Consider the following 25,943-nt stretch of genomic DNA (forward strand, 5'->3'; position numbering starts at 1 on the left):
AATGTAACGCAAATGTAAAGATGATGTGCGTCGACCGCACCCGATTCAAGCCGCCAAGTCGATGCGATGCAACGGAAGAAAATACGTAAACTCTACCCGCTGACCAAGTCGGAACAGATGGCACGCGTCCGCGGGGCGGATACGGGGCCGGAGATGGTCCTGCGCCGCGCTCTCTGGCGTGCCGGACTGCGTTACAGGGTGCGTCCAAGTGTTCCGGGGCGGCCGGACTTGGCCTTCGTCGGCTGCAAGATCGCGGTGTTTGTCGACGGCTGCTTCTGGCACGGTTGTCAAGACCACTACAAGCCCCCGGTCACCAAAGCATCGTTCTGGTCTGAGAAGATTGCGCGTAACCGGCAGCGTGATCGGGAGGTGGAGAACGCGCTTGGCGCGCTCGGCTGGACGGTTTTGCGCTACTGGGAACACGAAGTGGAAGGCGACCTGGCAACCGTCGTAGATCGCATACGAGCGGCGGTTGCTCGGTCTCGGGCGGACGGTGCTCGCATATTTCGCGAAGCGGGTCGCAAAGTACGCAGCAGCTGACAAGGAGAGCCATGGGGATCACGAAAAGATCGACTCGGTCCGCAGAAGGATTTGACCGACGCCCAGAACCGGGCAGTCTTTAACTGGCTGCTTGGGCTGAAGTCTCTCAAAGAGGCAACCGGAAAGGGCATTGGAGTCCGTCATTTCTATCGCAACGCGGAATGAGTAAAAGGAAACGGCCCCCGGAGGGGCCGCCAAAGACCGAGCAGAGCTCAGCGCATCAACTGCCGCGCCAGTGCCACCTCCACCGAGTCGCCGTCCTGGTTCAGGACATCGAGCCCGGACTCGGGCACATCGCCCGAGGTGCTCTGCGACACCATGATCTTCCGGGCCATCAACCCCAGGCAGGTCATCTGCGAGGAGTTGGCGTAGCCGAGGTAGATCACGCGCACCGGCTGCTTCTGGCCGATGCGCCATGAGCGCCGGGCGGCCTGCTGCAGCGAATACACGTTGTAGCCCGACTGGAGGAACACGATGGTCGGGAACTCCAGCAGGTCCAGGCCGGTTTTCACCAGCTCGGGATTGGTGATGAGCACGTCGATGCCGCGGTCCAACTGCTCTGCGATCCAGTCCTCGCGGCGGGAGGCATCGACGCTCGCGCGCAGCACCGCCACCTTGAAGCCTTCCTGCTCCAGCAGTACCTTGAGGCGCGACGTGGTATCGCGCGTGCCGGTGTAGACCGAATAGACCAGGGCCTTGCGGCCTTCCGCCTTCTCCTGCTTGCAGATGTCGATCAGCTCGCGCTCCTTGGGCATCACCTCCAACTCGTTGAACTGAGCCGGTACGAAGGCCAAAGTGTTGCGAGTACGCGGATGCACCACCGTTTCCGACCGGAAGCAGCAGTCCGGCCAGGCCAGCAGCACGTTGAGGACCACACCGAGCAGCGTCGTGTCGCGCTTCGCCAGGGCCTGCTTCAGCTCCTGGGTCAGCCGACCCGCCAGATCACGGTAGGCCGCGGCTTGCGCCGTGTCCATCGCGACTTCGCGGAATTCCTCGTCGTAGGGCGGCAGCACATTGCCGCCGATGTCCTTCAGCTTGAGGAAGACCGTGAACGGCAGGACGCAACGCAGCACGCCCTTGGGACCGAAACCCGGCGCCTTGACCGTGCGCACCGATACCTTGGTGCCCTTGGCCGTCTTGTGCGCCGTGCCGGTGCTCTCGGAATAGATGTCCTTGAGCACGCCGTGATCGCGCATGAACGCCATCGCGGCCGACGTCATGCTGCCGCTCTTCGTCGGCCGGTAGCCGTCTTCGATCATCCGCCCCGGCAGGGCTCGGAACAGCAGGTGGAACAGGTCGTCCCCGTAGCCGCCCATCAGTGTGCCGGTGAGCAGCAGCGTCTTGCGCGCCTTGGCCGCCAACACCCCCATGGCCTGGCCCTGGGCGGAGCCGCCGTTCTTGTACTCGTGCGCCTCGTCGGCGATGAGCAGGTCGAACGTACCTTGGGGAAGCTGCCTCTTGATGAACTCGGACGGCTGGTAGCCGCCCTCGCCGAATCCGAACTCCATGTTGGCCATCGCACGTTCCATGCGATGGGCTTGCCGGTCCGAGAAGACCAGCTCGCCGTTGCCATCCATCAGGTTGATGAACTCGTGGATGTTGTCCCCGAGCATCGACGCGAGGAATGCGTCACCGAACTTCTGCATGAGCTTCTGCGCGGTGACTTCGCCTATGGTCGGAATACGCTTCAGTGCCTTGAGCACGGTCGAGGACTGGTCGCTGGCGGACAGGCCTCTGGGACGGATCAACGACCACAGCGGTGCACGGCAGTGGCTGCACTTGCGGCGGGACTCCTCGGCTTCGAGTTCGACCGGGTTGATCGGCTCGCCGTCGAGGTCGGTGATGACATGCCCGCAATCCGGGCAGGCCCCCACGTCGCCGTGAGGCGCGCGCCGCCGAACGAAGACAGGTTTCCAGTGGAACCCCATCCGCATCCGCACGCGGCCCAGGACGAAGAACTCCTGGCCCTGCGCCGGCACGCCCAACTGCTCGCGCAGTTTCAGCAGCTTGACCAGCGTGTCCGGGCCATTGAGCACCCAGACCTTGGCACCGACCACCGTTTCCTGGATCTCGCGCCGCCACTTGTAGACCAGGTGGGGTGGCGAGAGCACCAGGGTGCGGCGGTAGCCTTCGGCGTTGAGCACGGCGGCCGTGGCGATGCCGACGGTCGTCTTGCCGCAACCCATCTCGCCATTGACGATCGCGGCGCGTTCGCCGCGGTCGACCAACAGCTCGGTGACGGCATGGACCACATCGGCTTGCGCCGGGAACAGCTTGCGCTTGAGCGCGGCGAGGATCAGTTGCCGATGCACCCGCACCTGGCCGGTGTAGACCGGAGGATTGGCGCGGTTCAGCGAATCGAGCAACTCGTCGCCGAACTCCGATACGAAGTCCTGCAGACTGAGCGTGAGGGGTGAAGCAGCCGTTTCGAGCAGGTCGCCCTGCACAGCGGTTTCGGGAACGGTTTCGAGATCGAGAGACATGGTGATGCTCCAAGGCAATGGGGCATGCACCTCCCCCACGGGGCGGTGACATGCCCCTGGGTGGGAAGAAAGATGCGGCATAGAAACGTGTAGGTGCCGCTGGATGCGGATCAGTATTCGCTGGGCAGCAGCAGTGTGGTGACGCTGCGATCCCATTCGGTGATGATCCAGAGCTTCAGGTCGCGCGTGACCTGGTAGGACGAGAACAGTCGATCCTCACCGGACTTCAGCGCGGCATCGTTCTGCCGTCGATCGCTGTCGTCCAGGTCGCCCCAATCGCCATGAAGATGGCGGCGCAGGTACGGCGTGGGGTTGAGCCGACCCTGTCGGACCAACTCGTCGACGCCGGCGGTCATGACCACCTGCCCGGGCGAAAAGCGTGCTTGTGACGCGAGGTTGAGGACTGCGAGTGCCATGGTGGTATCTCCTTCTGGAAGAAGGGGCCACGGCACCCCATCGGGGCAACGTGACCCCGGTGGGTGGATGAAAGCGACGACGAAGCGTCAGGGAACAGCGATCAGCGGATGGTCAGCACTTCGCCCCACGTGGGCGAGCCCAGCGTCAAATCCCATGCACGAATGACCGGCACGAACTTGTCGGTGAGGATGCGCGTCTCGGCCACTGAGCCGTCGTCGCGCTCGGTGTATTCCGTCTGGAGCGTCTTCTCCTTGTGGGTATCACCTTTGACGACCAGCACGCGCCCGGTCCTGGACTTCACCACGCCGGAGATCGCGCCTGCGGCCAAGGCCAGGGCGAGATGCCAGTGCGACAAGGCCCGCGCGGGCGGACGCAGCGATTGCTGCGCGGCGCCTAGTGCGTGTTATGAACTTGCTTCCAGTGCCAGCCAGAACGCGGCCTTGGGCAGCATGAGGATGCAGAAGACGACGAAATGCAATCCGGCCAGCACTTGCGGCATCCGCTCGAAATCCCGACTCAGTCGTCTGAATCGGGACAGCCACCCGAAACTGCGCTCGACGACCCAGCGCCGGGGCAGCAATACAAATCCCTTCTTCGCCTCGGGAAGTTTGACGATTTGAAGATCGATACCCGCCGCCTTGGCCGCTTTCCGAGCTTCGTCGCCCGTGTAGCCTTGGTCGGCCCACGCCACTTTGACCGTTTCACCCGTGGCTTGCTGCACCGCCTCGCACAGGTCCTTGACCTGCGCGCGCTCCTGTTCATCGGCCGGCGTGACGGTCAGCGCAATGAGTTGCCCCAGCGTATCCACGGCCATATGTACTTTGCTGCCCCGACGCCGCTTGTAGCCGTCGTAGCCGGCACGCGGCCCGCTTTCGCAGCTGCTTTGCAGCGTTCGCCCATCGAGAATCACGGCACTGGGCTGGGCCTTGCGACCGTCGCCGACTCGGATGATCGAACGCATGTCGCTCACCATCGCCTCGAAACAGCCCGCATCGTTCCAGCGGCGAAACTGCTGATACACCATCTGCCAGGGCGGAAAATCATTCGGCAAGAGTCGCCATGGCGCGCCGGCCCGAGCCAGCCAGCGCAACGCGTTGAACACTTCGCGCAAGGGGTAGCTGCGCTGCGGCGCCTGCTCGGTCATCAGCGTCAGATACGGCGCCACGAAATGCCACTCCTCTTCACTGACATCGCTCGGGTAGGGTTTTCTGCTCACAGTGATCAAAAAACATCAACTATATCAGCTGCATAAGTTCATAACACGCTCTAGGTGCGTATCGAGCGCCGGCCAGAGTCCTTGCAGCCGGCCGACTTCATCGGCGAACTGCTCGGGCTCCATCGTCACGCGATAGAAGTGCTCCGGCTCGGCCGGGCTGACGGGGACGGTGTACGGCAGGAACGGCCATTCGAGCGGCAGTTCCTCGGCTTCGGCGTCGCCTTGCCCGATCTGCAGCAGCAGACCACGCATGGCCTTGACCGACTCCGACGCCTGGTCGTGTTGACGAATCCTGCGACCGAAGATCACTACCTGCTTGAACTGCGTTTCCACCGCACGGTAGATGCGCAGGCCGGCAAAGTGGCGCGTCAGCCATCCGACCAGCTCGGCGTCGAGCACGTAGGACGGCACGATGAAGATCAGCACGCCGCCGTACTGCAGCAGCGGCAGCGCGCGCTGATAGAACAGCTTTTCCAGCCGCGCACGGCCCTGGCCTTGATAGCCGATGTTGCCGTTCACGTCCTTGCTCAGATCGCCATACGGCGGGTTCAGCCACAGCAGCCCGAAGGCCTGGCGCGAGATCAGCGTGTCCATCAGGTCACCGTGGATGCAGCGATCGACCAGTTGCCGTGCGTGGCGGGCACGCTCGGCGTCGTACTCGACGGCGAAGGCCTGGACCTGCTCGCGCCCGAGGGCGTGGGCGGCTTCGGCGATCGCCACGCCTTCGCCAGCGCAGGGATCGAGGATGGACATGGAGCCGGGAGACGGCGCCAGTGCGGACAAGGCCCGCTCCAGCGTCGGCTCGTCGGTGGGGAAGTAGCCGTTACGGATGAAATTGCGCGCCAGGCGCGGAAACATGAGTGCCATGGATTTCTCCTGATGATGGATGAGGGAAGGCGGGCACGCGCGGCGCGCATGCCCATGGGGATGGCTCACGCCACACGCCGAAGCGGTGCGTTCGCGGCCAGTTCGTACTGCGTGGCGCCGAGGGTGCCGTTGCGGATCAGCTCGCCCAGCGCCTTCGTCAGCGCCGGGACATCGAGGGCCAGCCGATGGCCTTCCAGCGGCCCGAGGGCCAAGGGAAGACCGGTCAGCATCCGCCGTGTCTGCAACAGCTCCAGCACGGTGTCGCGCCAGTGGTCGAGCAGTGGCAGCGGGCAGGTGTCCTGCACCAGCGTCCACAGCCGGTCGAGCCGGTGAGCGGAATCCCTGGGCAGAAGCGCCAGCGCGCTGGCGTTGGCCTTGTCTGGCTTCACGCAGCGACGATCGCACAGCCACACATTCGTCAGCGAACCGAACAGCGTTCGCCGGTAGGCGCGGGTGATGCGCTTTTCCAGGTTCTCGACGTTGCCGACGAAGACCGGGATGGATGCGCCCTGCTCGGTGATGACGTGGAACTGGTCCAGCCCCTGTTCATCCCGGCTGAGGGTCAGGCGGGCTAGGAACTCCTGAACGGCGGTGTCGCGCGCCCAGATCGAGAGAAAGACGAGATTGCCCTGCTCGTCACCGACGCAACCGTCGGCCATGAGATCGGGGCATTCGTCGATGCGGTGCAGCGGTTTCGCGGAAGAAGGTGCAGGCATGGTGATGTCCTCGAGGGAATGAAGGAGCAACCACAGCCCGCGGGGCAGTGCTCGCCCCGGTTGAGTGAAGGAAGATGCGTGCCGCTAGACAGCGCGTCCCGCGTGGAAGCGGTGAACCCGCTCGCGCCACTCGGAGCTTTGCACCGGCGCCATGTCGAGATAGCGCAGCGAGCACGAGTAGTAGTACGGATGCACGGACTCATCGAGGGACTTGTAGCCCCAATCGCCGCCCGAGCTTTCCAGCAGATGGCAGCCGATGTAGCAGACGGACTCACCGGCCGCGAGGCCCATGACGCCTGCGGAGCGATCAGCTCGCGGATCAATTGATCGCGCGTCTGACGAACGAAAGTCCAGCCCATGAAGGTCTCCTTGAAGAAATGGCCGGAGCCCTCCCCGTCGGGGGAGAACCCCGGCGGGTGGCGGAATGCCGCGCGAGGCGGCGGATGGATCAGGCAGCTTTGAGGTGCCAGTCCTGGGACAACGGAGCGAACTCGTAGCCGAGCTTGTCGAGACGGTCGCGCTGCTGACGCAGCACACGACGATCCACGGTCGCATCGAGCTTCACGGTCTCGCCCAGGGGCCACAAGGCACCGAACAGCGCCGCGTCGTCTGCCTCGGCCGAGGCCGCAGCGGACACGGGAGCCGGTTCGCTGCCGAACGGCGTGGTATCGACCAGGGGATCGCGCGGACTGCGCGGCTTCGCCTTCGGCTTGGCCGGGGGCGTTGCCGGCGCGGGCGCCTGCGCTTCCTCGTCGATCGGATCGACCTCCTGCGGACTCAGCCGGCGGGCTTCGTCGCGGCTCAGAGCGTCGATGTTGGACAGCGTCATCCCGCCCAGGTGGGCGCGGATTTCGATGACCATGCGGCCGTTGGCGGTGTACGTGGAGGGGCGAATCTCGGCAATGACGAAATCACCGTCGTATTTGCCCTCGTCGTACTGGTCGAGTTCGGCGTTCTTCACGACGAACTCGCCGATGGAGGTCGCCAGGCGGCCGACGTTGAAGTCGCCGTTCCTGCCGTGGATGGTCTTGATGGCCAGTTGGCCGGGGATGGTGATCATGAAGGTCTCCTGCTGACGAAGAGAAGACAAGGCCCCGGGGATGGGGCCTTGCGGATCAGAACGACTCGGCAACGGCCAATGCGGGGGCATCGGCAGCGTCGTCGGCAGCATCGGCGACGGGCTTGGAAGGCTCCGGTGCCGAGGCTTGCTGCGCGGCGGGCGCGTCGGACGTCACAGGGACTTCCGGGTCGCGCTCGTCGGTCTCGGTCGGCTTGGGTTCGGCCTTGTAGATGAGCTTGCCGTCGACCTTGATCCAACTGACGAACAGCAGGCGGGCCTTGAGGCTCACACCCTGCTCGCCGGCACGCTTGCCCTTGGAGTAGGTGAAGGTGTCGGTCCACAGGTCGCCCAGGCGGAAGCCGATCATCACCTTCTTCTCGGCGTCGACCGCCTGAATGCAGCGGCGCACCAGGTGCTGCGCTTCCGATCCCGATACGCGCGTGTCGAAACGCACATACGAGGCGTCATCGCTGGGACCGTTCAGGGCTGCGATGTCGCAGGCCAGGAACGCATCGCCTTTCTTGGGCTTCACTTCGCGGATGCGATTGAGATACCCGAGGCCGGTGATATGCAGATCGAAGTAGGACTTTTCGGTGGAAGTGGTCATGGTGAATCTCCTGCGAACAATGAGGCGGAGACACACCCGACCCAAGGCGGGGAAGGTGTGGAACCCCCGCGTGGGTTGATGGAACAGCTTGGTGGCATCGCCATCGAGAACCGATGGCCGTTCGCGCAGGGATGCCGGTGCGAACTGGGGTGATCAACGCGGTCGGAACCGCGTCGCAGCCTCGAAGATCGTGGCTGCCTGGGCATGTCGCTGATTGCAATCAGCGGGCATGACCTCAGCGTGTCGTGGTCAACAGCCAGAAGCGAGGGTGAATCCGGAATCGTGCGTTCCTCGTTCCTCGGGTCATCCAGTGGCTCGCCAACCCTCGACCTGAACCTTTGCCTGATCGACTGATGTTGTGGGCATCGATGAGGCACAGACGCGAACATGGGCTTACCATTCACCGGCGGGGTCTGCCTTGGCGACTTCGGAAAGCCGGCAGATGTTCTGCTGGTCAATCAAGATCATCTGAATCGCGACGGTCTCGCCCCATGCGCAGCATGAAGAATCCTGTGGATCTCATCCATGAAGCCATTGAAGACGAACGGTATCTGTTGCGTGGCTATGAGAAACCATCGGAAGCGCTGACCTTCGAGACGCTTCGCGCAATCGACTACGCATTCTGTCGTGAGCTGGTCCCGGAGCTGAAGGGATTGGATTATTCAGGGCGGCAGATGGAGAGCATTCGCAAGTACGCGATCAATGCCGCCCTGCAGCGAGTTCTACCTACCGAGCTGAAAGCCGATGCGCCCAGGATTTTCGCCTCCAACGCGAGGACGGCCGAACAAACGGACGAGTTCCTGCTGCGGATGGGCTGCCTCACGATGGCCGAGAAGCAATTGAACCTGTTGCGCTCCGGTGCGCTGAAGGGCGAAATCGATCAGCGCAGATTGAAGGGGATGAGGCTGCTCGTCCTTTCGGTCAATGACAGGACTGCCTACCGGGAGCAGATCGGGTTCCAAGGGCTGAACTGGCTCAGCGACATGACGATGGCGGAGGACCGCCCCAAGGAAACGGCCTTGGAGTGCCGCCATATGGAGGTGCTCCCTCGCTTGACCGGCTACTTGCGTGGCAACCGGTCTCCCGAGGAGCCACCCTTCGAGGACGTCGATGACTACTTCAGGGAGTGGGCGGTCCTGTATCTGCGCAGAATGTCCTTCAGGGATATGCTCGACGACGAGGATCGATTCGGCGGCCGCCCCTACTCGGCATATGTGGCCGTCTTGGAGGCGTTGTCTGCCATGTCTCAGCAAAGGCTCTGCTATGCCGGTCTGTTGAATGCAGACAACCCAGGGAACGGAATACGAAACCTGATGACCGGCGGCGCAGTTCATGGGGAACTGGTGGAAGGGGTGGCCATCTTTCTGGACGCGACGCAGCAGGAGGTGTCTGAACTTCTGGACCATCTCACATTGAGTCCTGCAAACGCCAGAGACCATCTGGATCGTGGAATGCCAGCGCTCGCTCCCATAGTCAGGACGAGTCGAGACTTGGTAGTGCTTCCAATGTACGGTTTGGAACTCAACCCGTTCGTCTTTCTCTGGACCGAGCTGCGCAGGCGGTACGAGAAGGATTGGTTTGATGCGGCGAATCGGCGAGAAGCGCGATGGGTTACTCAGCTGCGGACGCAGTTCCCTTCGCCTCGCTGGCACTGCATGGATGGCGTCAAGCTGAAGCGGAATGGCAAGGTGGTCACGGACATTGACTTCGTCGCCTACGATTCCGACTGCTGCAGTGTCATTCTCTTTCAGCTCAAGTGGCAGCAGCCATTCTTGAACGACGACAAGTTGCGTCGAAACAATGCAAGCAGTCTGGTTCGTGACAGCAACAAATGGATCGCGGATGTGGAGGGATGGATTGCGGCCTCCGATATGGAAGGGCTGAAGGAGCGTCTTTCGATCAAGGCCGATGGAGACCTTTCCATTCATCTCGTCGTTCTGGGACGCTACCACGCTCATTTCACCGCAGCTGAAGATCATGACGCGCGGGCGACTTGGTGTGATTGGGGTAACTTCCTGCGTCAGCGATCTCGGAGATCGAATGCATCGGCCAATGAGTTCGTTGCATTGCTTCGCGAATCGGTGGAGCACGCGACGGCCGACGTGGAACCCGATTCGTTCTTCTTCCCTCTGGGTGACATCATGGTATTGGTCAATCCCAAACGGATAGGTCCAGCGAAATGAAGCCGGGCTGGGATGGGAGAAGAAGAGAGTCTAGGGAAGTGCTGAAGTAATGGCAATTTTCGCGAATCCGACAGTGCCACCGTCTCGACGGGATGCGATTGCCATTGCCGGCACGCGGATTCGGCGGCACGAACCGGGAATTTCAAATGCCAGCCGTAGCCCTTTCTGCCGTTCGGCCACTTCAGGACGCTCCTTGGGCATGAAGCGCCCACAGGCGCTGGCGCGCCAGCACCAAGTTCGCAAAGCCGAACAGCGTGAAGAGCTGCGCGAGATTCTTCGCCAGTCCGCGATAGCGCGTCTTGCGATGGCGAAAGAGGTTCTTCACGACGTGGAACGGATGCTCGACCTTGGCACGAATCCGCGCCTTGGCCCGCTCGATCCCGTCGAGCAGCTGGCCCAGTTTGGTTTCGGGCAGCGCCCGACGCTTGCCCGGTTTCATGGCGACGTGCCAGGTGACTTGCGTGTCGGCGTTCTCGGGACGCTTCTCGACACCCTGGTAACCGGCATCGAGAAACACGTCCTTCTCGTCGCCATGCAGCAGCGCGTGTGCCTGTGTCACGTCGCTCACGTTCGCCGCCGTCGCGACCACCGTGTGCGTGAGGCCCGAGTCGGCATCGACGCCGATGTGCGCCTTCATGCCGAAATGCCACTGGTTCCCTTTCTTCGTCTGATGCATATCCGGGTCGCGGGCCTTGCCCTCGTTCTTCACCGAGGGCGGCGCAGCGATGATCGTCGCGTCGACGAGGCTGCCTTCGCGCGGCAGCAGGCCCTTGTCCGCCAGATGGGCCTTGATCGCCTCGAAGATTCGCTCGGTCAGCTTGTTCGCCTCGAGCAGGTGGCGGAAATTGAGCAGCGTCGTCGCATCCGGCACGTCGTCGCGGCCCAGGTCGATGCCGACGAAGCCGCGGATCGACTGGCTGTCGTAGAGCGCGTCCTCGATTCCCTCGTCGGAGAGTCCGAAGCACTGCTGCGCAACGTACATGCGCAGCATCCGAGGCAACGGAATCGGCGGCCGGCCACGACCGCCGCCCTTCGGATAGAACGGCTCAACCTCGGCGATCAGCGCCGCCCACGGCGTCACCGTTTCGATCTCGGCAAGGAATCGGTCGCGCCGCGTCCTCTTCTTCTTCGCCGCGAACTCCAGATCGGAGAAACTCGATTGCATCGTAATCACGCTCGCCCTGAACAGGGCATCATTGTCACAGCCTCAGATCGACCACGGTCATCTGAACGGAATAATTCAGCACTTCCCTAGTGAGGGGCTCGACTGGATGATCATTCTTCGTGCAGCGTCAGCCCGTCCCGGATCGACACATCGGCATTGAAGACCAGCATTCGGACGTTGGCGAGTGCAGCGAGGTGGAGTACCTCGAAACGCGATTCAAGTAGGCCTTTCTTCTGGGGTTCCTTCAGCCGCAGCGACCAGTGGGGACGGGGCATGGTTCGTTCCTGAGGAAAAGGAGGGACATGGCCCCGAACGGGGACGCATGTCCCTCGTGGGGTGGGATGAAAGGGCGGTGGGTTGCCAGGCGCGGCTCACCAGCCGTTGTAGTGCAGCGTGAGGTCGGCGATGACCTTGCGCCGTTCCAGATCGAGGCCGCCGAAGTCGGACAGCCCCTCGAAGCCGCAACGCTTGAGCATCGCGCCGCCTTCGCGGGAGTTGTAGAAGCTCACCATCGCGGACAGGAACATGCGTTGACCGCTGCTCAGCACACCCAGGGCGTCGTTGAGCATCAGCATGTTGGGCCGCAGGTCCCACTTGGTGGTGGCACGCTGCAGACCTTCGCGTGTGCCGTCGCCGAACCACTCGTGGCCGGCGATCTGCGCGCCGCGCTTCCAGGCCTCGAAGAAGGCCTGCGGTGCAGCGTCGAAATGCGCCTGTTCCAGCGCCATGTGATCGAGCACGTCTTCGGGCAAAGACAGATTCATGAGAGAACTCCTTGAAGGGTGGGAAATCAGGCGTGAGCGCGCTGCGTCCAGGCATGGGTATCCAGGGCGCGCTGTGCTGCGAGGTGGGTCGGGAAATACTCGACGGACTCCCGCGATACCGGGCCTTCGTCGTCTTGCGTGCCGATGTAGTGGCCGGCCGCGCTGCGCAGCACCTGTAGCGGCAGACGCTTGCCGGTCCAGGCCAGCGCCAGCGCACCACTGCGTACTGCGGTTGCAGAGGAAGATGCGGAGGGTTCAGACATGCCCTGCTCCTTGGGTGGGTCGGGGAGCACGCATCCCGCAGGGGATGGGGTTCCCCTCGGGTGGTTGAGAAAAGTGCATCGTCGCCAGGCCGGCGAGCGTCCGCGGTGGGCGATGCGAAGCGGACTGGATCGGTCAACGCGGCGAACCGCGTTGCAGTCTTGAAGACCGAGACTGCCAGGGCATGCCGCTGACGACTGTCAGCAACGCATGGCGTGAGGATGGGCGCGAAGCATGGCTGCCGTCGCAGGGAAAACCGAATCGCGGACGGCCCGCTTTTAGGGCAATGGCCCGCGTCACGGGACAAGGCAAAGACCAGGGCGCCGAAGGCCACGCGGGCCTTCGGCTGGAGAGGAAGGAAAACCACCTGTGGGCTGCGTCAGCGCAGGCCGTCGTCAAATCCGTTCGCTGCGTCAGCAATCGCACCCGGCCCGTTTCGTGGCTGGGGCCGGAAACCTTTGGCACGCATACGCGCACAAAGGGAGCCCGTTGTTCCGCCGGCGGGCACCGGCACGGAATACCCTCGGCCCAAGGGGCCTCCTCACGGCTCGCGCGGCGGCAAGGCGTCAGGAAGCCCCTCGTGGCCGAGGCAAGGCACACCGATCAAGGGAATGGCGGCGGGCGCGATTCGTGGAGCAATGACCTTCTCGCCCCGTCGCGCGATGGCGGGCAGACGGGGCGCGCACACCGTTGCAGAAGGAGACGCGCGCTTTGGAGTCCCGCGCGGTGCGGGACGTTTGCCTCGCCGCCAGTGAAGTGGCCGGCGCGGCAGGGGGGAAGCGAGGATCAGGACGCCTTGGAGGCAGCGCGCCGCTTGCGCGGTGCGCTGCGCCGGCCCGTCGGGGACTCGATCGGCAACGTGCCCTTGCAGTCCGGGTAGCGCGAGCAGGACCAGAACGCGCCGCTCTTGCCCGTGCGCTGCTGCATCGGTGCGCCGCACTGCGGGCAGGCCGGCGCCGGCGGCAGCTTGAGCGAGAGCGTTGCGCCGCGGTACTGCTGCACGAGCTGGCCGACCCACACGGACTGCTTCTCGATGAAGGTGTCCAGCGCCATCTGGCCGGCCTCGATCATGTCGAGCGCCTGCTCCCACACCGCCGTGGTGCCGGGGTCGGCGATGGCCGAGGGCACCGCGTCGATGAGCGTGAATGCAGCGTCGGAAGCGCGGACGGCACGGCCTTTCTTGACCAGGTAGCCGCGACCGATTAGGCCGTTGATGATGTTGGCGCGTGTCGCCTCGGTGCCGATGCCGGTGGTATCTCTCAGCTTCTGTTTCAGGCGCGGGTCGGTCACGAACTTGGCGACGGTCTTCATGGCCTTGATCAGCTCGCCCTGCGTGTAGGGCTTGGGCGGCAGCGTCTTCAGCGCCTTGAGATCCACCTTACCGACCGGGCAGGACAGGCCCGCATGCAGGGCGGGCAGCACCTGGCTGCGCTGCGCATCCTCGCCATCGGCATCGTCCGGCCCCGGCGTCGCCAGCACCTCGCGCCAGCCGGTGACGGCGATCTGCTTGCCCACGGCAGCCAGCGACTGACTGCCGCACGAGAACTGCGCCACCGTCCGGTCGAACTCATGGTGCGGGAGGAACTGCGCGAGGTAATGGGCGCGGATCAGCCGGTAGACGGCCAGTTCCTTCTCGTTCATGGCCGACAGGTTGGCGGGCTCCAGCGTCGGGATGATGCCGTGGTGAGCCGACACCTTGCCGTCGTTCCATGCACGCGAACGCTGTTGGCGATCCAGGCGCTCGATCAGCGGCCGCAGGCTGGGGTCGGTCTTGACCAGACTGTCGAGTACGGTCGGCACCTCAGCCAGCATGCTCTCGGGCAGGTAGCCCGAATCCGAGCGCGGATACGTTGTCGCCTTGTGCGTCTCGTACAGCGCCTGGGCAATGTCCAGCGTCTCCTGCACGTCGAGGCCCAACTGCTTGGAGCACACCTCCTGCAGCGTGCCCAGGTCGAACGGCAGCGGCGGCCCTTCGCGAACGCGCTCGGTTTCTACCGACAGCACCTGGGCGGAGCCGGCCGTGCGCAGGCGCTCGGCGGCCTGCTGCGCCACCGGCTGTTGCAGGCAGCGGCCCGCATCGTCGGTGCTGCCTTGCGGCGGCGTCCAGCTTGCGACGAAGGACTGGCCTGCATGCGATAGCGCAACCTCGATGGCCCAGAACGGTACGCAGACGAAGCGCGCGATCTCGCGATCACGATCGACGACCAACTTCAGCGTCGGCGTCTGCACGCGCCCCACCGACAGCACGCCGGTATAGCCGGCCTGGCGCCCCAGCAGTGTGAACAAGCGGCTCAGGTTCATTCCGATCAGCCAGTCGGCGCGCGATCGGGCTAGTGCGGAGAAATACAGTGGCAGCGTCTCCGCCGAGGGCTTGAGCGCGCCCAGTGCCTTGCGGATGGACGCATCGTTGAGCGCCGACAGCCACAGACGCTGAATCGGCCCGCGGTAGCCGCATAGCTCGATGATCTCGCGGGCGATCATCTCGCCCTCGCGGTCGGCGTCGGTCGCAATCACCAGCTCGCCCGCCTTGGCGACGAGCTGCTGCACGACCTTGAATTGCGCTGCGGTCGCCGCCTTGGGCTCGACACGCCAACGCTCAGGAAGAATGGGCAGTTGCTCGATGGCCCAGCGCTTGTATTGCTCGCCGTAGCCTTCGGGTGGAACCGCCTCCACCAGATGACCGATGCACCAGGTCACGACGACACCGGCGCCGCTGTAGCAGCCGTTGCCGCGTTGACCGGCACCCAGCACACGGGCGATGTCCTTGCCCTGGGACGGCTTCTCGCACAGGAACACGCGCATGAAGCCTCCGGGATCTGCGTGACGGTCATCGAATGACCCACAGCATTCCCGTCAGCCGCTCGCGCGGCAGCAAACAACGCGGAAGCGGTGAATACCCGCTTGTGCGGGTTCAGGTCGCAGCGTTTGCTGTTCGGCCTTGTCGGTCTATGCGATCGGTTGCAAACCTTGCTGAGCAGGGTGAGTCCAGCAACCGGGGCTCTCGCTGTCGAAGAACTCCACCTCGACATGCGCCCCCAAGGTGTCGTGGATCATCTGGAAGACCCGGTTGCAATAAGCCTGGTCTCCCCGAAACACCGACACCGCCACACGATTGATCCCCGTGTCTCTCATACGTTGCAGGAGATGGATGTCTTGATCGGCGAACCCCCAGCCGTAGATCACCAGTGTGTCCCGCTGGGACTTCAAGACCTCTCTGTAGACGGTGGACAGGTAGTAGCTGTTCTGGATGGACGCGACTTTTTGCTGCCACGTTCCTTCGCTGACGAACAACGGAACAACCCTTTCGCTCTGCCATAGCTGCAATATCGCTTCGAGGAGACCAGCATCCCTACTGTGGACTTTCAATTCCTGCTCGACCGGGTTTCTGCACAGTACAAGACTGCCGTGGGCATAGAACACGAGCGTGGTTGAACGATCCCCTCTGATCGGCTGCCTGAATCGCTGCCAGTCGTCGTCGAAGGCACCACCTCCCACGAAGCAATCCTTGAACGCATGCTGGTCGTCGATGTCCAGGCCATGGGTCATGGCCCAGTACACCACCAGGTCGTAGTTGAGGGAGATGACGGTTCTGAACCGTTTCAGGAACCGATAGATGCTCGGCAGGTGGGCGCTGACTTGATCGTGCTCAGGGTGAATGTCGCGGACGGTCTGGATGAGGCAGTCCCTGAGACTGACATAGGCGGCATGCGTTCGTTGGTCCGGTATCTGCAACGACCGATTGACGTTCGACGCCTGCCAGACGATCCGAAGAACCAACTCGAAATCGTTGGTCTGAAAGAACTCGAACAGCCGCTGAGCGTCCTCTGGGAGCAGATGCTGCTCGGCGGCATGCTGGAGCAGCGATGCGTAGGAGAAGCTCGGGCTGATGGAAATGCTGGCACCGTTGCCGAGCAGGATCGTGCAGCCGTAGTTCTCGGCGATCGCTTCCCAGGGTCTGATCTCAAACGGCATGTGTTGTCCCTTGCGTGTCCAGATCGGCGGCGCTCAAGGCCGGTGGGTTTGCGCAAGATGGTTCTTGAGCAGGAACCAGCACATATTCAGCGCGAAGGAGCGGCCAAGGCGCGTCATCTGGTCTTCCGGGATGCCGACCGGACGATGCGCGCCAGGGCTCAGGAAACCGAACACGCCGGCAAGTCCCTTCTCCTCCTCGGTCGTGATCTCGCCGCTACTGCGCAGGAACGAAAGCACCTCGCCCCACTTCGAGGGGTTGTAGGTCGCGGGACCTTGCAACCGTGAAGCAACGTCGGCGGCCACGTCACCCGCCAACGTCTCCAGCACCACGCGGGCATTCACGAGCGATGCGTTGTAGTCGGGTGGTGTCGCCCGGAAAGCGTCCGCCGAATCGTTGATCTTGGTGATGATGTCCTGTGCGCGCGGTGTGCTCGAGGTCCGCAAGGCCGTGATCAGGTCGTCCTCCAAGGGCGCGGCATCGGCGATCGACGGATCGGCCTGCAGAAGCTTCTTATCCTGGATGAGGTAGCCGTCCAGAAGCAGGCATTGCGCCAGGTCGTGCATGCGTTCATCGAACCGATACTTCGGATTGACCCTGGCCCGCAGGTCGCCCGATGTCGCGACTATCTCGGACAGGGCCAGCATGAGCGTGCGGTCATCGAGTTCACGCAGCGTGTTCAGCAGGTCGTGCAGCAGTTGTCCCGGAGACAGGGACAGGTGTTGTACATCGTGCTTGCCGAACAGCGCGATGGAAACAGCCGGCTCCTGCAGCTCAAGGAACTGCGCGAACGAGTAGCGGGTTCTCTTTCCGATCATGCCTCTTGCCTCTCGCGGAAGGTTTCAGGTGAGCGATGCGGCCTTCTTCCCGTGCCCGCCGATGGCACCGGACGCGACGGCACGCAGCAGGCGGCGAAAAGTCGGGCATTCCATGTGGCTCGGCGCGGGACAGGCGGCGGCATGCCGCAGTCCGTCGCGCATGGCGCTCAGCTTGCGGATGGTCTGATCGAACTCGTCCGCCTTGGCTGCGAGCATCTGCCGGTCGATGCGCGGCGGGCCGTTCGGGGTGAACATCAGCGCGATCTCGTCGAGCGACAGGCCCGCGGCACGCCCCAACCCGATCAACGCCAGCCGCTCCAGCACCTGCTCGCCGAACAGGCGGCGAAGTCCCCGCCTGCCGACCGAAACGATCAAGCCCTTCTCCTCGTAGTAGCGCAGCGTCGAGGCGGGGATGCCGGCACGTTGCACCACCTCGGCAATATCCAGCTCTCTCACCCTCTTGGCCTCAAGTCGACTTGAAGTGGCATGGTACTGCCATCACTGCTTCAAGGCATGCAACAGGAGGCACGATGAGCGACGAACGTCAGGTTTACGACGATCAGGAGAAACTCTGGAACGGCCCGGCCGGCCGGGCCTGGGTTGAGGCGCAGGACGTGCTCGACGGGATGTTCCAGCCCTTCGAGGACTGCCTGGTCGAGGCGGCCACCGCCTCTTCCGGTGGCCGGGTGCTCGATGTCGGCTGCGGCACAGGCAGCACCACAATCGCCATCGCACGGCGGCTCGGGTCGCAAGGCCGTGCGGTGGGCATCGACCTGTCGGCGCCGATGCTGGCCGTCGCTCAGGCGCGCGCTGAACGGGAAGGAGTACCCGCCAACTTCATCCGTGCCGACGCTCAGGCCCATACCTTCGAGCCGGCCAGCTTCGGCAGGATCGTGTCGCGCTTCGGCGTCATGTTCTTCGACGATCCCGACATCGCCTTCGCCAACCTGCGCCGCGCGGCCAGGGGCGGTGCCGAGCTGCGCTTCGTCGCCTGGCGGAGCGCCGCCGAAAATCCGTTCATGACCACGGCCGAGCGCGCCGCGGCTACAGCGCTGCCACAGCTTCCCGCTCGCCGGCCTGGCGCACCCGGACAGTTCGCCTTCGCTGACAGAAACCGGGTTCAGGCCATCCTCGAAGAAAGGGGCTGGTCCAGCATCGACATCCAGCCCATTGACGTGACCTGCACGCTGCCAGAGCAGGATCTGATTCGTTACTTGAGCTGGCTCGGCCCAGTTGGCGTAATGCTGCAACAGGCGGACGAGCAAACGCACAGCTCGGTGATCGCCACCGTGCGTGCTGCCTTCGAGCCCTATGTGTTCGGTGCGGAAGTTCGCTTCACCGCGGCCTGCTGGCTGGTGGGCGCCCAGGCATCGTGACCCGGACGTGGATGGAGCTATCCCCTGGGGATAGCTGGCCCAGGGAGGGCGACTGCTGGCTGTTGCACCCGCCCCCGGAGAACGCCTACTGCTCGGTCGGTGACTTGGCGCTGAGCGTCACCGACTCGATGCGGTACGGCAGGATGCCCACACGGCGGGCTTCGATCTTGAACGTGATGCGCTCGTTGTCGTCGGCGTCTTCCCACTCGTCCTTGACCGTGCGCCCTTCCACCAGCACACGCATACCCTTCTGGTACAGACCCGCCCAGCGTTCGGCGTCGCGGTGCCACAGCTCCACGGGCGCCCAATAGCCGCCACGGTCTTCGTAGCCGTCCTTCGTCGGCACTGGATTGTCGAAGTAGACGTTCAGGCGCAGCAGCCGGCGTGGCTCCTCGTTGCCGTTCGGAAACTCCCGGTATTCCGGCGCAGAGCCGATGTTGCCCTCGCCAACAAAGTGCGTGCTCATGGTGACTCCTTGGGGGTGGTGGTGCGGATGGGCGCGGCGTGCCCATGAACACGCCGCAGGTAAGCCGCTTCGGCCTGCGCGGCCTTGCTGGCGCATTCCAGGGCTTGGCGAGCGATGCTGTGGGTCAGGCTGATCTGCATGTTCAGCACGATGCGCTGCAGTTCGATCGAGTACAGCTCGTCGATCAGCGAGGCCGGCGTCGCGGGGTTGGCCAGCAGGGCCTCCCACAACGCCACGCCCATGGAGGAACGGTCGAGGTTGCGCCAGCGCAGGAAGGTCGTCCCTGCGCCAGTGGCCTGCTGGGCCAGTTGCACGTGGAGCAGGCTGAAGGGGTAGGCGCGCGCCTGGGGCAGCACGCGCCGCTGCGCCAGGCCAATCACGTCGTCGCGCAGCGCTGCGCACTGGCTGGCCCAGGTCTCCAGACTCCCCTTACCCTTAAAAGGCTGTAAAAGGCCTTTTAGGTAGCCTGCGTGTTCCAGCCGCTGGAAGTCCGCCTGTTCCAGCGCCACGAAGCGCGTGGAGTGGCTGATAGGGGGCGATGCTGTCATGCGCCAGCACCCTCATCGCCCGCGGCACCATCGGCTGCGCCACCCGTGGGAGCCTGCGCATCGGGCACGATGGCAGGTGCAGCAGGCGGCGTGCCGGGCTTGTTCGACCGCCTCGCGATGGGTGGCGCGAAGCGCGAGCGGCGCGTGCCTTCCAGCACGTCGTGCGGCAGCTCGCCGAACTTCTCCAGCGCCGCTCGCGCCGCCGCGTTCTTCGCCGCGAAGTCGTCGCGCGTCGTGCCCGAGTAGCGGTACTGCTGGGCCAGCGAGAACAGGCTGCGCAGCGCGTGCGCACCATCATTGAGCCAGCGCTCCAAGGTGCTGCGGTCGATCAGCGCCGTGTGGTGCGCCAGGATGAGTTTGCGTGCCAGGTCGTCGTAGTCGGCCAGCAGATACACCGCCATGAAGCCGAGCTGGGCGTTCACGAACAGCGGCAGCTTCACCGGCTGCACGTTCATGTTCTCGCCCAGGGACAGCGCCGCTGGCACGTCGGCCAAGGCCTGATCCACCTGTTCGCGCAGGGTCTGCAGACGGGTCTTGGTGTCGGCGAGCTTGTCCTCGATCCGCAGCATCCACCAGTCCGAGTACGGGTCGTCCTGCTCGGCGCCGCGCTTCATCTTGTTCATGGCGCCGATGAAGCCGTTGAGACCGATGATGCCTGGGCGCCCCTCGGTCGGCGCGCGGCCGTGCCAGATGCGCGAAGCGTGGTGCGTGTGCAGCGTCAGCGACATCGCGCTGCGCAGCGATCCGAGATTCAGTTGCAGGGGTTTTGTGCGTTCGTTGTCCATGGGAGCGACTCGCGGTGAAGGGGCGAGTCGCCAGCATCGGCATCGGCCGGAAGGCTGTCAGTCAACAAACCGCAGCCCATGCGCGCCCGGTTTGTTCCGCGCGGAAGGCTGTGTGTGCCGGCTATCCCCTGGGGATAGCTCGGCGGATGTGTTCGCGGCTCGCGCGGAGGTGAGACCGCGTTGCGGGGCTATGCCTCGCGAGGTCTGTACCAAGCGGCCCGTTGCCCCTCCACCTCACGGTAGCGAAGCTCGAACAAGCGGCACTCGTGCACCACCTGCCGCCAACTGCTGCAGCCGTACTTGGCTGGAAGCTGCTCGGGATGCCGGTCCGCGATCCAGCGGCCAGCGACGACGATGGGTGTCCAGCCCTCGACGGCCAACTGCGCGGCGGCCTCGCTCAGCGCGCGAACGATGCCGGCGGCCGGCCAGTCCACCGTGCCGTCCGGCGCGATGCCATTGACCACCAGGTCGTGGAACACATCCGACTGGACGAACTCCGCCGCAAGACGCCGCGCCTGATCCATGTGCTCGGCCCAGCCGCGCAGTTGCTCGAAGTGTTGATCGATGCGCGTGTAGGCGGACCCGAGTTCGTCCTGTGCAGCGCTGCACCCGTCCACGGTCCATAGATCGTGCTGGTCGATGAAGTGGTGCACCAGGGTGTTGCGCAGCGATACCAGGTCTTTGAGGTCGGCCTGGGTCTTGGCGTAGTCCTGCGCAGACAGGCTCAGTTGCACGCGCGTGCGAAAGGAAATCACGTCGCCGGGAAGATCGTCGTCGCGTTCCTTGCCACCATTTCCATCGGTGACGACATACGAACCAAACAATTGTCCGACCAACGTGCCCAGGGTCTTGGTCGCGGCATCTTCGATCCGCGCTGCGCGAATGGCCTCCTGTGAATGCGCCGGGCCTGAAATCTCGTGGTGCGCCACGATGGCTTTCATGAGGCGCTCGTATTGTTGAAGGCGCAACAGGCATCTGCCCAGCAAGCGTTGAACGTCTCGCTGTAGTGGTTGCAGTGCGTTTGTGGCGGGAGAAGTCGTCATGTCCATCGTCGGCCGGGCTCGTGCGTGGCTGTCCTCGTCTGATTCACAGGCGACAGTTTCGCCTGTCGTTCGGCGGGCGGCAATCGAGTACGGCGGAAGGGTGTCTGTTCCAGCTATCCCCTGGGGATAGTCAACATCAGCGATCACGCAAGGCTTCTCGGAGCTGAGCCAGGTAGGCACGTGCCACCTCGGGGTCAGCGGCACGGGATGCCGGCGGTGACGATGGCGCAGGTGGCGGGGGCGCTGGCGGCGCCGATGCACTTTCTCCGGCCCAGGCCTTGAACTCTCCGCGGATCGCCTTCTGGATGATGCCGAACAGATAGCCAGCCGGGTTGCGCACCGTGCTGTTGCGGCAGCGTGCGGTCCATTCGTCGAGCACGGCCTGCCGCTGGGCTTCCTCCACCTGTTGCAACGCCACCAGCGCGCCGGCCTGCTGCTCGTCCTTCAGGCGCAGGAAGCGCTCGGGCAGCCGCAGGTTCTGCAAGGCCCGCGCGCGCGGTACTGTACGTACTTCTTTTATACGATCATTACGTACTGTACGGTCCTCCTTCGGAATCCGAAGAGAGCCGTCCGGCGCGGGTTTCGGCCCTGCTTCGGATTCCGAAGACGGGCGCGCAGCATTCCGAAGAAGGGCTTCCTGGCCTTCTTCGGATTCGTGGTCGGCACCCTCCTGTGGATAACCTGGCGTCGTCCAGCCATGCCGCGCCATGCGCTGCGCCAGCACCTGCAAGCGGGTCGGCAGCGTGCGGCCGCTGAGCAGCGGGTCTTCGGCAATCTCCTTGAGCGTGTTCATGCCCACGATCTGTACCGCCTTGGCGGCATGGGTCAGCGCCTGACTGACCAGGCCGAGGTAGTCGGCATCGAGCTGCATCGCCTCGAAGGGCGACAGCGGTTCGTCGTGCAGCACGTAGAGGTTGCCTTGAATGCGGCCGGTCTTCGGGTCGCGCCGTCGTCGCACCAGGCTCAGCCAGCGTGTCAGCCGCAACAGCGTCAGGGCGCGCGCCACGGTCTCGTGCGAGGCTTGTGCCGCGCAGGGCATCGAGGCCAAGTAAGGGCGCAATTGGTCGTAGGTGGGAAAGGCGGTCACGCCGTCGTCGTTGAGCTGCAGGCGGAACACCTGCCAAGCGTTGCGCTCCAGCGGCGTCAGGCGTCGGTCGAGGAACAGCCTGCGCGGCACGCTCTCATGGCGGTTGCCGCTGTAGAGGAAACCGTCGGCGGCCGGCGCCGTGCCCTGCGCCGGTTCCTTCGACTCAAGGTGCCGCAGCGCCTCGTCGAACAACGCCGACAGCGCAACCGGGCCATCGCGCCGTGATGCGCTGCCCGTGGTCATAGCTACACCAGCCCCTGGTCGATCCAGTTCCGTATCGCCGACCAGATCACCGACATGGGCAGGGTCATGGCCTCGGCCAGGTCCATGGTCAGCGCCAGCATCGCCATGTCGTCGGTCGGGGCGACATGGCGCTCGGCGACGCCGGCCTTCCAGCGCTCCCACAAGGCCACGTCCTGCGCCTCGTCGAGCACCGGATGCCGGCCCTTGCGCTTGGGCAGCCCGAGGATGTCGCGGCGCAGCGCCACTTCCTGATGCGTGAGGCCGTAGAACTTGCTGACCATCTCCGTGCTCGACCCCAGGCGAAGCATGCGGTCCACCGTGGCGATCTCCCGCTCCACGTCGTGCACCTGGCTCAGCAGCCGCTTCAACACCTCCCGGTTCACCGACACCGAACACCACGACACCGTGGCATTCACCAGCATGCTCACGAGTTCGGGGTGCTTCAGCGCATCCAGCTCCTCCTCGCCGAAGCCCATGGCCTTGCAGCGGCGCAACTGGCCGTTGCGCAGGTCATGCAGGGCCTGGGCGATCACGGCCTGGTTGAGCGGGTGCGGTGCCGACATGCGGGAGCCTCCTGCGCTCAGGCTTCCTGGCCCGCTTCGCCGGCTTGCAGGTCCAGCAGCCGGCGCGCCAGGCGCAGCAGACGGAACAGCTTCACCAGCGCAGCATCGCTCAGGCGTGTGGCCGAGCCGCCATGGCCATGCAGCAGCGTCGCCAGCTCGTCGGCCAGCCGCGCGCGGTCCAATCCGTTCGCGGAGGGCGGAGCCGCACTCAGCGCATGCAGCAGGGTCAACACCGCCCGCGCGAACGCCGGCAACGCCTTCGCCTGGCCCACGGCCGGCGCCATGCAGACGAAGCCGATGCCGCCGTCGCTGGCCTCGATGTGATCGGCTACCGCCGCTTCCCCGGCGATCTCGCGTGCGAACTGCGCGATGTGCACGCGCAGGCGATCCGGCACGTCCAACCCCGGCTCGATGTACCAGACGTCCGAGATGGGATAGAGCCCGCCGGCCTGCACGGGGATCGCACTCAGCGCATCGGCCTCGAAGTCGGGCAGCTTGTCGCCGAGTTGATCTGCGACCATCCGTTGGATGGACTGCAGGCGCTCGGTGGTCGGGGCCGGTGTCACGATGTGCCCTTGCAGGCGCTCGTCGCGTGGCCCGTGCTGGTCCTCCGGCGCTTCGGACGATGCAGGCGGTGTCGCTGCTGGCGCCGCAGGCGCGACCGGCGTGGTGTCGCGGGGCACAGACGAGACGGGTGGCTGCTGAGGCGCGGAGACCGGTGCGGAAGGAGTAGCAGGCACGACAGGCGCTGCCGGAGGCGTCGGCGCCGCCGGTTCGCTGGTCAGCGCACGCTGGCGGCTTTCGCTGTCGTTGATCTCCAGCGCCAGCGTGTCGTAGTCCGCCTCCAGCAGCTCGGCCATCTGGCCCACCAGCTCGTCCTGCACCCTCTGCGGCGAGAAGTCATCCGGCTGTGTGTCGAACTGCGTCAGCACGTCCTGAAACAAGGTGGCGAAGTCCACGGCCACGGTGCGGCCCAGCGCACGCCGCTCCCAAGTGCGCTCGCACGCCTTGCGCAGCACCGCGAGCCGGTCCACCTGATGCCGGCCCAATCCGCCGTACAACAGCGTCGGGATCGCCGGAAGCAGATAGCGCACCGCATCGTTCATGCGGCTGATGTGTGACTGCGGCACCGGATAGCCGTCAGCAGTCAGCCGCCGCGCGAGTTCGCTCTGCGACAGCGACTGGCCGCTTTCCTGCTCGTAGAACTCGCGCGCCTTCTCGATGCCCAACGCCCGCTCGATGAAGGTCAGCCCGCCGCGCAGCTCGTTCTCGGCCAGATGCCCGGTCAGCGCCACGATTTCGCCGCGCGCCGGCCACGGGCGGAACAGGCACGCAATGCGGAAGAAGCGTTCCTCCTTGGTCTCGCTCCACAACTCGCGCAGGATCGCCAGCCGCGTGTTGCCGCCGTTGCGAATGATGTAGTGCGCCTCGCCCGGCCTGCGCGTGATCGCGGGGGGCGCGTCCAGCCCGCGTTCGCGGATGGACGCCTTGATCTCCGCATAGGCAGGGTTGCGCGTCACGCGCGGGTCGTGGTCGTAGGGCCGCAACTGGTCCAGCGTCACCACCATCGGCGTGTCGGCGATGGGGTCGCTCAAGGTCGCGGCCGAAGGGCCGCTGCGCTCGAAGCCGGTGGCCAGCAGCTTGGCAGCCATGTCCTGCGGCGTCAGCTCAGCCACGGCCGTTCTCCTGCGCCTGCCGGTCGGTGCGGCGAAGCTGCGCGCGGGCATTGCGGTCGGCACGGTGGTCGCTCGCAGTCGAGCTGGTGTAGATCGACGCGCAGCCTGGTTTCGTGAATTTCAGGTGCCCTCCGGACGTGCGCACCACGCGCCAGCCTTCGCCCAGCGCAAACTCGATCAGCGCGCGCAACCGTTCACGGCCGCGCGCCAGTTCATGCGCGCTCGCCATGGCCGGCCCCTCCCGCATCGGCCCGGCCGGTGACCAGCGCGAAGCGCTCCCGCCACACGGGGAACAGCTCGCTGGCCAGTGTGCGCATGGTCTCCAGCGCCGCGGGCGCGGTGCGCCCCGCCGGCTGCCGGTACTCCACCCGATGCACCGGCAATCCTCGTGTCGCAGCGCGCGGATAGGCTTCGATGGCCGGCACGTCGGTGCCCAGCACCTGCACGCCGGCCTGTTCCTGGAACACCTGTCGCAGCGCCTGCTGGACCAGCCGCGCGTTCGACGACACCGGATGCACACGGTTGATGAGCAGGCGCAGCGGTGGCGGCTCGATGCCCAGGTGCCGATACGGCGCGATGTCCTCGATCAGTTGCAGCGTGCCGCGCCGCAGCTCGCGCGCCGCGAGAATCTCCGGCGTCACCGGCGACAGCGCCAGGTCGGACGCCAGCACCGCCATCTCCAGCAGCACGCTGCGCGCGCCCTGGGTGTCGACCAGCAGCAAGTCATAGTGCGTGCGGAAGACGGGAAGCAAATGGCGCAGTCGCAGGCGCCCATCCGGAGCGTGCAGCAGCAGCGTGTTCAGTTCGCCGCGGTCGTCGTTGGAGAGCACCAGGTCTAGGCCCGCGATCGCGGTGCGCGACACCAGTTGCTCGATGCGCCGCTCGTTGAAGGCCAGCATCTCGTAGATGCCGCCGGGCGCGCGTACGTCCAGCGTGAAGTAGCTCGACAACGTGGGCTGCACGTCCAGGTCCAGCAGCAGCACGCGCAGCCCGGCATCGGCGATGAAGCCGCCCAGGTTGGCCGCCGTCGTGGTCTTGCCCACGCCGCCCTTGGTCGAAATGATGGACACCACCTGCATGAGCTTCTCC

At 64.8% G+C, this 25,943-nt stretch carries 27 protein-coding genes and 2 pseudogenes; 3 read left to right on the forward strand and 26 right to left on the reverse strand.

What is annotated here, in order from left to right; genetic code table 11:
* The first annotated feature begins 66 nt into the window (after window positions 1-66).
* Window positions 67-540: a very short patch repair endonuclease gene (locus pbN1_RS08150; protein WP_169204220.1), complete on the forward strand. Its 474-nt coding sequence runs from the start codon at window positions 67-69 to the stop codon at window positions 538-540.
* A gap of 212 nt (window positions 541-752) precedes the next feature.
* Here the strand turns inward: pbN1_RS08150 and pbN1_RS08155 are convergent, their stop codons facing one another.
* The 9 genes and pseudogenes from pbN1_RS08155 to pbN1_RS08195 all read right to left on the reverse strand — a co-directional run bounded on the left by pbN1_RS08155 (window position 753) and on the right by pbN1_RS08195 (window position 7,906).
* Window positions 753-3,023, reverse strand: a complete 2,271-nt coding sequence (locus pbN1_RS08155; protein WP_169204219.1) for a helicase-related protein — start codon at window positions 3,021-3,023, stop codon at window positions 753-755.
* Window positions 3,024-3,133: 110 nt separating this feature from the next.
* On the reverse strand, window positions 3,134-3,439 hold the full coding sequence (locus pbN1_RS08160; RefSeq protein ID WP_024889622.1) for a hypothetical protein: 306 nt from the start codon (window positions 3,437-3,439) through the stop codon (window positions 3,134-3,136).
* A gap of 101 nt (window positions 3,440-3,540) precedes the next feature.
* Window positions 3,541-3,837 (reverse strand): annotated as a pseudogene (locus tag pbN1_RS08165) (DUF6094 domain-containing protein); the annotation flags it as partial.
* 6 nt (window positions 3,838-3,843) lie between these two features.
* Window positions 3,844-4,656 (reverse strand): IS5-like element ISAzo23 family transposase, encoded by an 813-nt coding sequence (locus pbN1_RS08170; protein ID WP_210147695.1) that lies wholly within the window; start codon window positions 4,654-4,656, stop codon window positions 3,844-3,846.
* Between the two features lie 51 nt (window positions 4,657-4,707).
* Window positions 4,708-5,523: pseudogene (locus pbN1_RS08175) on the reverse strand (DUF6094 domain-containing protein); the annotation flags it as partial.
* A gap of 65 nt (window positions 5,524-5,588) precedes the next feature.
* Complete coding sequence (locus pbN1_RS08180) at window positions 5,589-6,239, reverse strand: hypothetical protein (RefSeq protein WP_169203261.1); 651 nt, start codon at window positions 6,237-6,239, stop codon at window positions 5,589-5,591.
* Window positions 6,240-6,323: 84 nt separating this feature from the next.
* Window positions 6,324-6,530, reverse strand: coding sequence for a hypothetical protein (locus pbN1_RS08185; RefSeq protein WP_425305757.1), 207 nt, complete (start codon window positions 6,528-6,530; stop codon window positions 6,324-6,326).
* 157 nt (window positions 6,531-6,687) lie between these two features.
* On the reverse strand, window positions 6,688-7,299 hold the full coding sequence (locus pbN1_RS08190; protein WP_169203262.1) for a DUF3275 family protein: 612 nt from the start codon (window positions 7,297-7,299) through the stop codon (window positions 6,688-6,690).
* A gap of 55 nt (window positions 7,300-7,354) precedes the next feature.
* Entirely contained in the window at window positions 7,355-7,906 is a 552-nt protein-coding gene (locus tag pbN1_RS08195) for an STY4534 family ICE replication protein (protein ID WP_169203263.1), read from the reverse strand.
* 491 nt (window positions 7,907-8,397) lie between these two features.
* Here pbN1_RS08195 and pbN1_RS08200 point away from each other — a divergent pair, with 491 nt between their 5' ends.
* Window positions 8,398-10,089, forward strand: a complete 1,692-nt coding sequence (locus pbN1_RS08200) for a hypothetical protein (protein ID WP_169203264.1) — start codon at window positions 8,398-8,400, stop codon at window positions 10,087-10,089.
* Window positions 10,090-10,270: 181 nt separating this feature from the next.
* Here the strand turns inward: pbN1_RS08200 and pbN1_RS08205 are convergent, their stop codons facing one another.
* The 8 genes from pbN1_RS08205 to pbN1_RS08240 form a co-directional block, all read right to left on the reverse strand.
* A complete protein-coding gene (locus tag pbN1_RS08205) occupies window positions 10,271-11,254 on the reverse strand; it encodes an IS5 family transposase (RefSeq protein WP_169203265.1) in 984 nt (327 codons plus the stop codon).
* A gap of 110 nt (window positions 11,255-11,364) precedes the next feature.
* Window positions 11,365-11,529 (reverse strand): hypothetical protein, encoded by a 165-nt coding sequence (locus pbN1_RS08210; RefSeq protein WP_169203266.1) that lies wholly within the window; start codon window positions 11,527-11,529, stop codon window positions 11,365-11,367.
* 96 nt (window positions 11,530-11,625) lie between these two features.
* The gene (locus tag pbN1_RS08215) at window positions 11,626-12,018 is read right to left on the reverse strand and encodes a hypothetical protein (RefSeq protein ID WP_169203267.1); all 393 of its coding nucleotides are present in this window, start codon (window positions 12,016-12,018) and stop codon (window positions 11,626-11,628) included.
* 26 nt (window positions 12,019-12,044) lie between these two features.
* On the reverse strand, window positions 12,045-12,281 hold the full coding sequence (locus pbN1_RS08220; protein WP_169203268.1) for a hypothetical protein: 237 nt from the start codon (window positions 12,279-12,281) through the stop codon (window positions 12,045-12,047).
* A gap of 784 nt (window positions 12,282-13,065) precedes the next feature.
* Window positions 13,066-15,081: a DNA topoisomerase III gene (locus pbN1_RS08225; RefSeq protein ID WP_169203269.1), complete on the reverse strand. Its 2,016-nt coding sequence runs from the start codon at window positions 15,079-15,081 to the stop codon at window positions 13,066-13,068.
* A gap of 144 nt (window positions 15,082-15,225) precedes the next feature.
* Window positions 15,226-16,251: a DUF4917 family protein gene (locus pbN1_RS08230; protein ID WP_169203270.1), complete on the reverse strand. Its 1,026-nt coding sequence runs from the start codon at window positions 16,249-16,251 to the stop codon at window positions 15,226-15,228.
* A 33-nt stretch (window positions 16,252-16,284) separates the two neighbouring features.
* Window positions 16,285-17,067: a hypothetical protein gene (locus pbN1_RS08235; RefSeq protein ID WP_169203271.1), complete on the reverse strand. Its 783-nt coding sequence runs from the start codon at window positions 17,065-17,067 to the stop codon at window positions 16,285-16,287.
* A 24-nt stretch (window positions 17,068-17,091) separates the two neighbouring features.
* Window positions 17,092-17,523, reverse strand: a complete 432-nt coding sequence (locus pbN1_RS08240; protein ID WP_169203272.1) for a helix-turn-helix domain-containing protein — start codon at window positions 17,521-17,523, stop codon at window positions 17,092-17,094.
* Between the two features lie 74 nt (window positions 17,524-17,597).
* On the opposite strand from pbN1_RS08240, the gene pbN1_RS08245 reads away from it, so the two are divergent.
* Window positions 17,598-18,443 (forward strand): class I SAM-dependent methyltransferase, encoded by an 846-nt coding sequence (locus pbN1_RS08245; RefSeq protein WP_169203273.1) that lies wholly within the window; start codon window positions 17,598-17,600, stop codon window positions 18,441-18,443.
* 85 nt (window positions 18,444-18,528) lie between these two features.
* Here pbN1_RS08245 and pbN1_RS08250 read toward each other — a convergent pair whose 3' ends face one another.
* The 9 genes from pbN1_RS08250 to pbN1_RS08290 form a co-directional block, all read right to left on the reverse strand.
* The gene (locus tag pbN1_RS08250; protein ID WP_169203274.1) at window positions 18,529-18,909 is read right to left on the reverse strand and encodes a single-stranded DNA-binding protein; all 381 of its coding nucleotides are present in this window, start codon (window positions 18,907-18,909) and stop codon (window positions 18,529-18,531) included.
* Window positions 18,906-19,457 carry a DUF3158 family protein gene (locus tag pbN1_RS08255; RefSeq protein ID WP_169203275.1) on the reverse strand — a complete coding sequence of 184 codons (552 nt, stop codon included), beginning with the start codon at window positions 19,455-19,457 and terminating at the stop codon, window positions 18,906-18,908. Before pbN1_RS08255 ends, pbN1_RS08250 begins: the two co-directional genes overlap by 4 nt.
* Window positions 19,454-20,242 (reverse strand): PFL_4669 family integrating conjugative element protein, encoded by a 789-nt coding sequence (locus pbN1_RS08260; RefSeq protein ID WP_169203276.1) that lies wholly within the window; start codon window positions 20,240-20,242, stop codon window positions 19,454-19,456. The genes pbN1_RS08255 and pbN1_RS08260 overlap by 4 nt, the downstream gene beginning before the upstream one ends.
* Window positions 20,243-20,430: 188 nt before the next feature.
* Complete coding sequence (locus tag pbN1_RS08265; protein WP_169203277.1) at window positions 20,431-21,183, reverse strand: OST-HTH/LOTUS domain-containing protein; 753 nt, start codon at window positions 21,181-21,183, stop codon at window positions 20,431-20,433.
* Window positions 21,184-21,421: 238 nt separating this feature from the next.
* Window positions 21,422-22,615 carry an STY4528 family pathogenicity island replication protein gene (locus pbN1_RS08270; RefSeq protein ID WP_169203278.1) on the reverse strand — a complete coding sequence of 398 codons (1,194 nt, stop codon included), beginning with the start codon at window positions 22,613-22,615 and terminating at the stop codon, window positions 21,422-21,424.
* 2 nt (window positions 22,616-22,617) lie between these two features.
* A complete protein-coding gene (locus pbN1_RS08275) occupies window positions 22,618-23,178 on the reverse strand; it encodes a DUF2857 domain-containing protein (protein ID WP_169203279.1) in 561 nt (186 codons plus the stop codon).
* Between the two features lie 17 nt (window positions 23,179-23,195).
* On the reverse strand, window positions 23,196-24,854 hold the full coding sequence (locus tag pbN1_RS08280) for a ParB family protein (RefSeq protein ID WP_169203280.1): 1,659 nt from the start codon (window positions 24,852-24,854) through the stop codon (window positions 23,196-23,198).
* Window positions 24,847-25,083 carry a type II toxin-antitoxin system HicA family toxin gene (locus tag pbN1_RS08285; RefSeq protein ID WP_169203281.1) on the reverse strand — a complete coding sequence of 79 codons (237 nt, stop codon included), beginning with the start codon at window positions 25,081-25,083 and terminating at the stop codon, window positions 24,847-24,849. The genes pbN1_RS08280 and pbN1_RS08285 overlap by 8 nt, the downstream gene beginning before the upstream one ends.
* The gene (locus pbN1_RS08290; RefSeq protein ID WP_169203282.1) at window positions 25,067-25,933 is read right to left on the reverse strand and encodes a ParA family protein; all 867 of its coding nucleotides are present in this window, start codon (window positions 25,931-25,933) and stop codon (window positions 25,067-25,069) included. The genes pbN1_RS08285 and pbN1_RS08290 overlap by 17 nt, the downstream gene beginning before the upstream one ends.
* Window positions 25,934-25,943 lie beyond the last annotated feature (10 nt).

This window comes from Aromatoleum bremense (assembly GCF_017894365.1).
Taxonomy (GTDB): Bacteria; Pseudomonadota; Gammaproteobacteria; order Burkholderiales; family Rhodocyclaceae; genus Aromatoleum; species Aromatoleum bremense.

What these genes read in the sequence shown, in the direction of transcription:
- pbN1_RS08150 (WP_169204220.1), top strand. Translation starts at nt 67, where the DNA reads ATGCAACGGAAGAAAATACGTAAACTCTACCCGCTGACCAAGTCGGAA.
- pbN1_RS08155 (WP_169204219.1), bottom strand. Translation starts at nt 3,023, where the DNA reads ATGTCTCTCGATCTCGAAACCGTTCCCGAAACCGCTGTGCAGGGCGAC.
- pbN1_RS08160 (WP_024889622.1), bottom strand. Translation starts at nt 3,439, where the DNA reads ATGGCACTCGCAGTCCTCAACCTCGCGTCACAAGCACGCTTTTCGCCC.
- pbN1_RS08180 (WP_169203261.1), bottom strand. Translation starts at nt 6,239, where the DNA reads ATGCCTGCACCTTCTTCCGCGAAACCGCTGCACCGCATCGACGAATGC.
- pbN1_RS08185 (WP_425305757.1), bottom strand. Translation starts at nt 6,530, where the DNA reads ATGGGCCTCGCGGCCGGTGAGTCCGTCTGCTACATCGGCTGCCATCTG.
- pbN1_RS08190 (WP_169203262.1), bottom strand. Translation starts at nt 7,299, where the DNA reads ATGATCACCATCCCCGGCCAACTGGCCATCAAGACCATCCACGGCAGG.
- pbN1_RS08195 (WP_169203263.1), bottom strand. Translation starts at nt 7,906, where the DNA reads ATGACCACTTCCACCGAAAAGTCCTACTTCGATCTGCATATCACCGGC.
- pbN1_RS08200 (WP_169203264.1), top strand. Translation starts at nt 8,398, where the DNA reads ATGCGCAGCATGAAGAATCCTGTGGATCTCATCCATGAAGCCATTGAA.
- pbN1_RS08205 (WP_169203265.1), bottom strand. Translation starts at nt 11,254, where the DNA reads ATGCAATCGAGTTTCTCCGATCTGGAGTTCGCGGCGAAGAAGAAGAGG.
- pbN1_RS08210 (WP_169203266.1), bottom strand. Translation starts at nt 11,529, where the DNA reads ATGCCCCGTCCCCACTGGTCGCTGCGGCTGAAGGAACCCCAGAAGAAA.
- pbN1_RS08215 (WP_169203267.1), bottom strand. Translation starts at nt 12,018, where the DNA reads ATGAATCTGTCTTTGCCCGAAGACGTGCTCGATCACATGGCGCTGGAA.
- pbN1_RS08220 (WP_169203268.1), bottom strand. Translation starts at nt 12,281, where the DNA reads ATGTCTGAACCCTCCGCATCTTCCTCTGCAACCGCAGTACGCAGTGGT.
- pbN1_RS08225 (WP_169203269.1), bottom strand. Translation starts at nt 15,081, where the DNA reads ATGCGCGTGTTCCTGTGCGAGAAGCCGTCCCAGGGCAAGGACATCGCC.
- pbN1_RS08230 (WP_169203270.1), bottom strand. Translation starts at nt 16,251, where the DNA reads ATGCCGTTTGAGATCAGACCCTGGGAAGCGATCGCCGAGAACTACGGC.
- pbN1_RS08235 (WP_169203271.1), bottom strand. Translation starts at nt 17,067, where the DNA reads ATGATCGGAAAGAGAACCCGCTACTCGTTCGCGCAGTTCCTTGAGCTG.
- pbN1_RS08245 (WP_169203273.1), top strand. Translation starts at nt 17,598, where the DNA reads ATGAGCGACGAACGTCAGGTTTACGACGATCAGGAGAAACTCTGGAAC.
- pbN1_RS08250 (WP_169203274.1), bottom strand. Translation starts at nt 18,909, where the DNA reads ATGAGCACGCACTTTGTTGGCGAGGGCAACATCGGCTCTGCGCCGGAA.
- pbN1_RS08255 (WP_169203275.1), bottom strand. Translation starts at nt 19,457, where the DNA reads ATGACAGCATCGCCCCCTATCAGCCACTCCACGCGCTTCGTGGCGCTG.
- pbN1_RS08260 (WP_169203276.1), bottom strand. Translation starts at nt 20,242, where the DNA reads ATGGACAACGAACGCACAAAACCCCTGCAACTGAATCTCGGATCGCTG.
- pbN1_RS08265 (WP_169203277.1), bottom strand. Translation starts at nt 21,183, where the DNA reads ATGAAAGCCATCGTGGCGCACCACGAGATTTCAGGCCCGGCGCATTCA.
- pbN1_RS08270 (WP_169203278.1), bottom strand. Translation starts at nt 22,615, where the DNA reads ATGACCACGGGCAGCGCATCACGGCGCGATGGCCCGGTTGCGCTGTCG.
- pbN1_RS08275 (WP_169203279.1), bottom strand. Translation starts at nt 23,178, where the DNA reads ATGTCGGCACCGCACCCGCTCAACCAGGCCGTGATCGCCCAGGCCCTG.
- pbN1_RS08285 (WP_169203281.1), bottom strand. Translation starts at nt 25,083, where the DNA reads ATGGCGAGCGCGCATGAACTGGCGCGCGGCCGTGAACGGTTGCGCGCG.
- pbN1_RS08290 (WP_169203282.1), bottom strand. Translation starts at nt 25,933, where the DNA reads ATGCAGGTGGTGTCCATCATTTCGACCAAGGGCGGCGTGGGCAAGACC.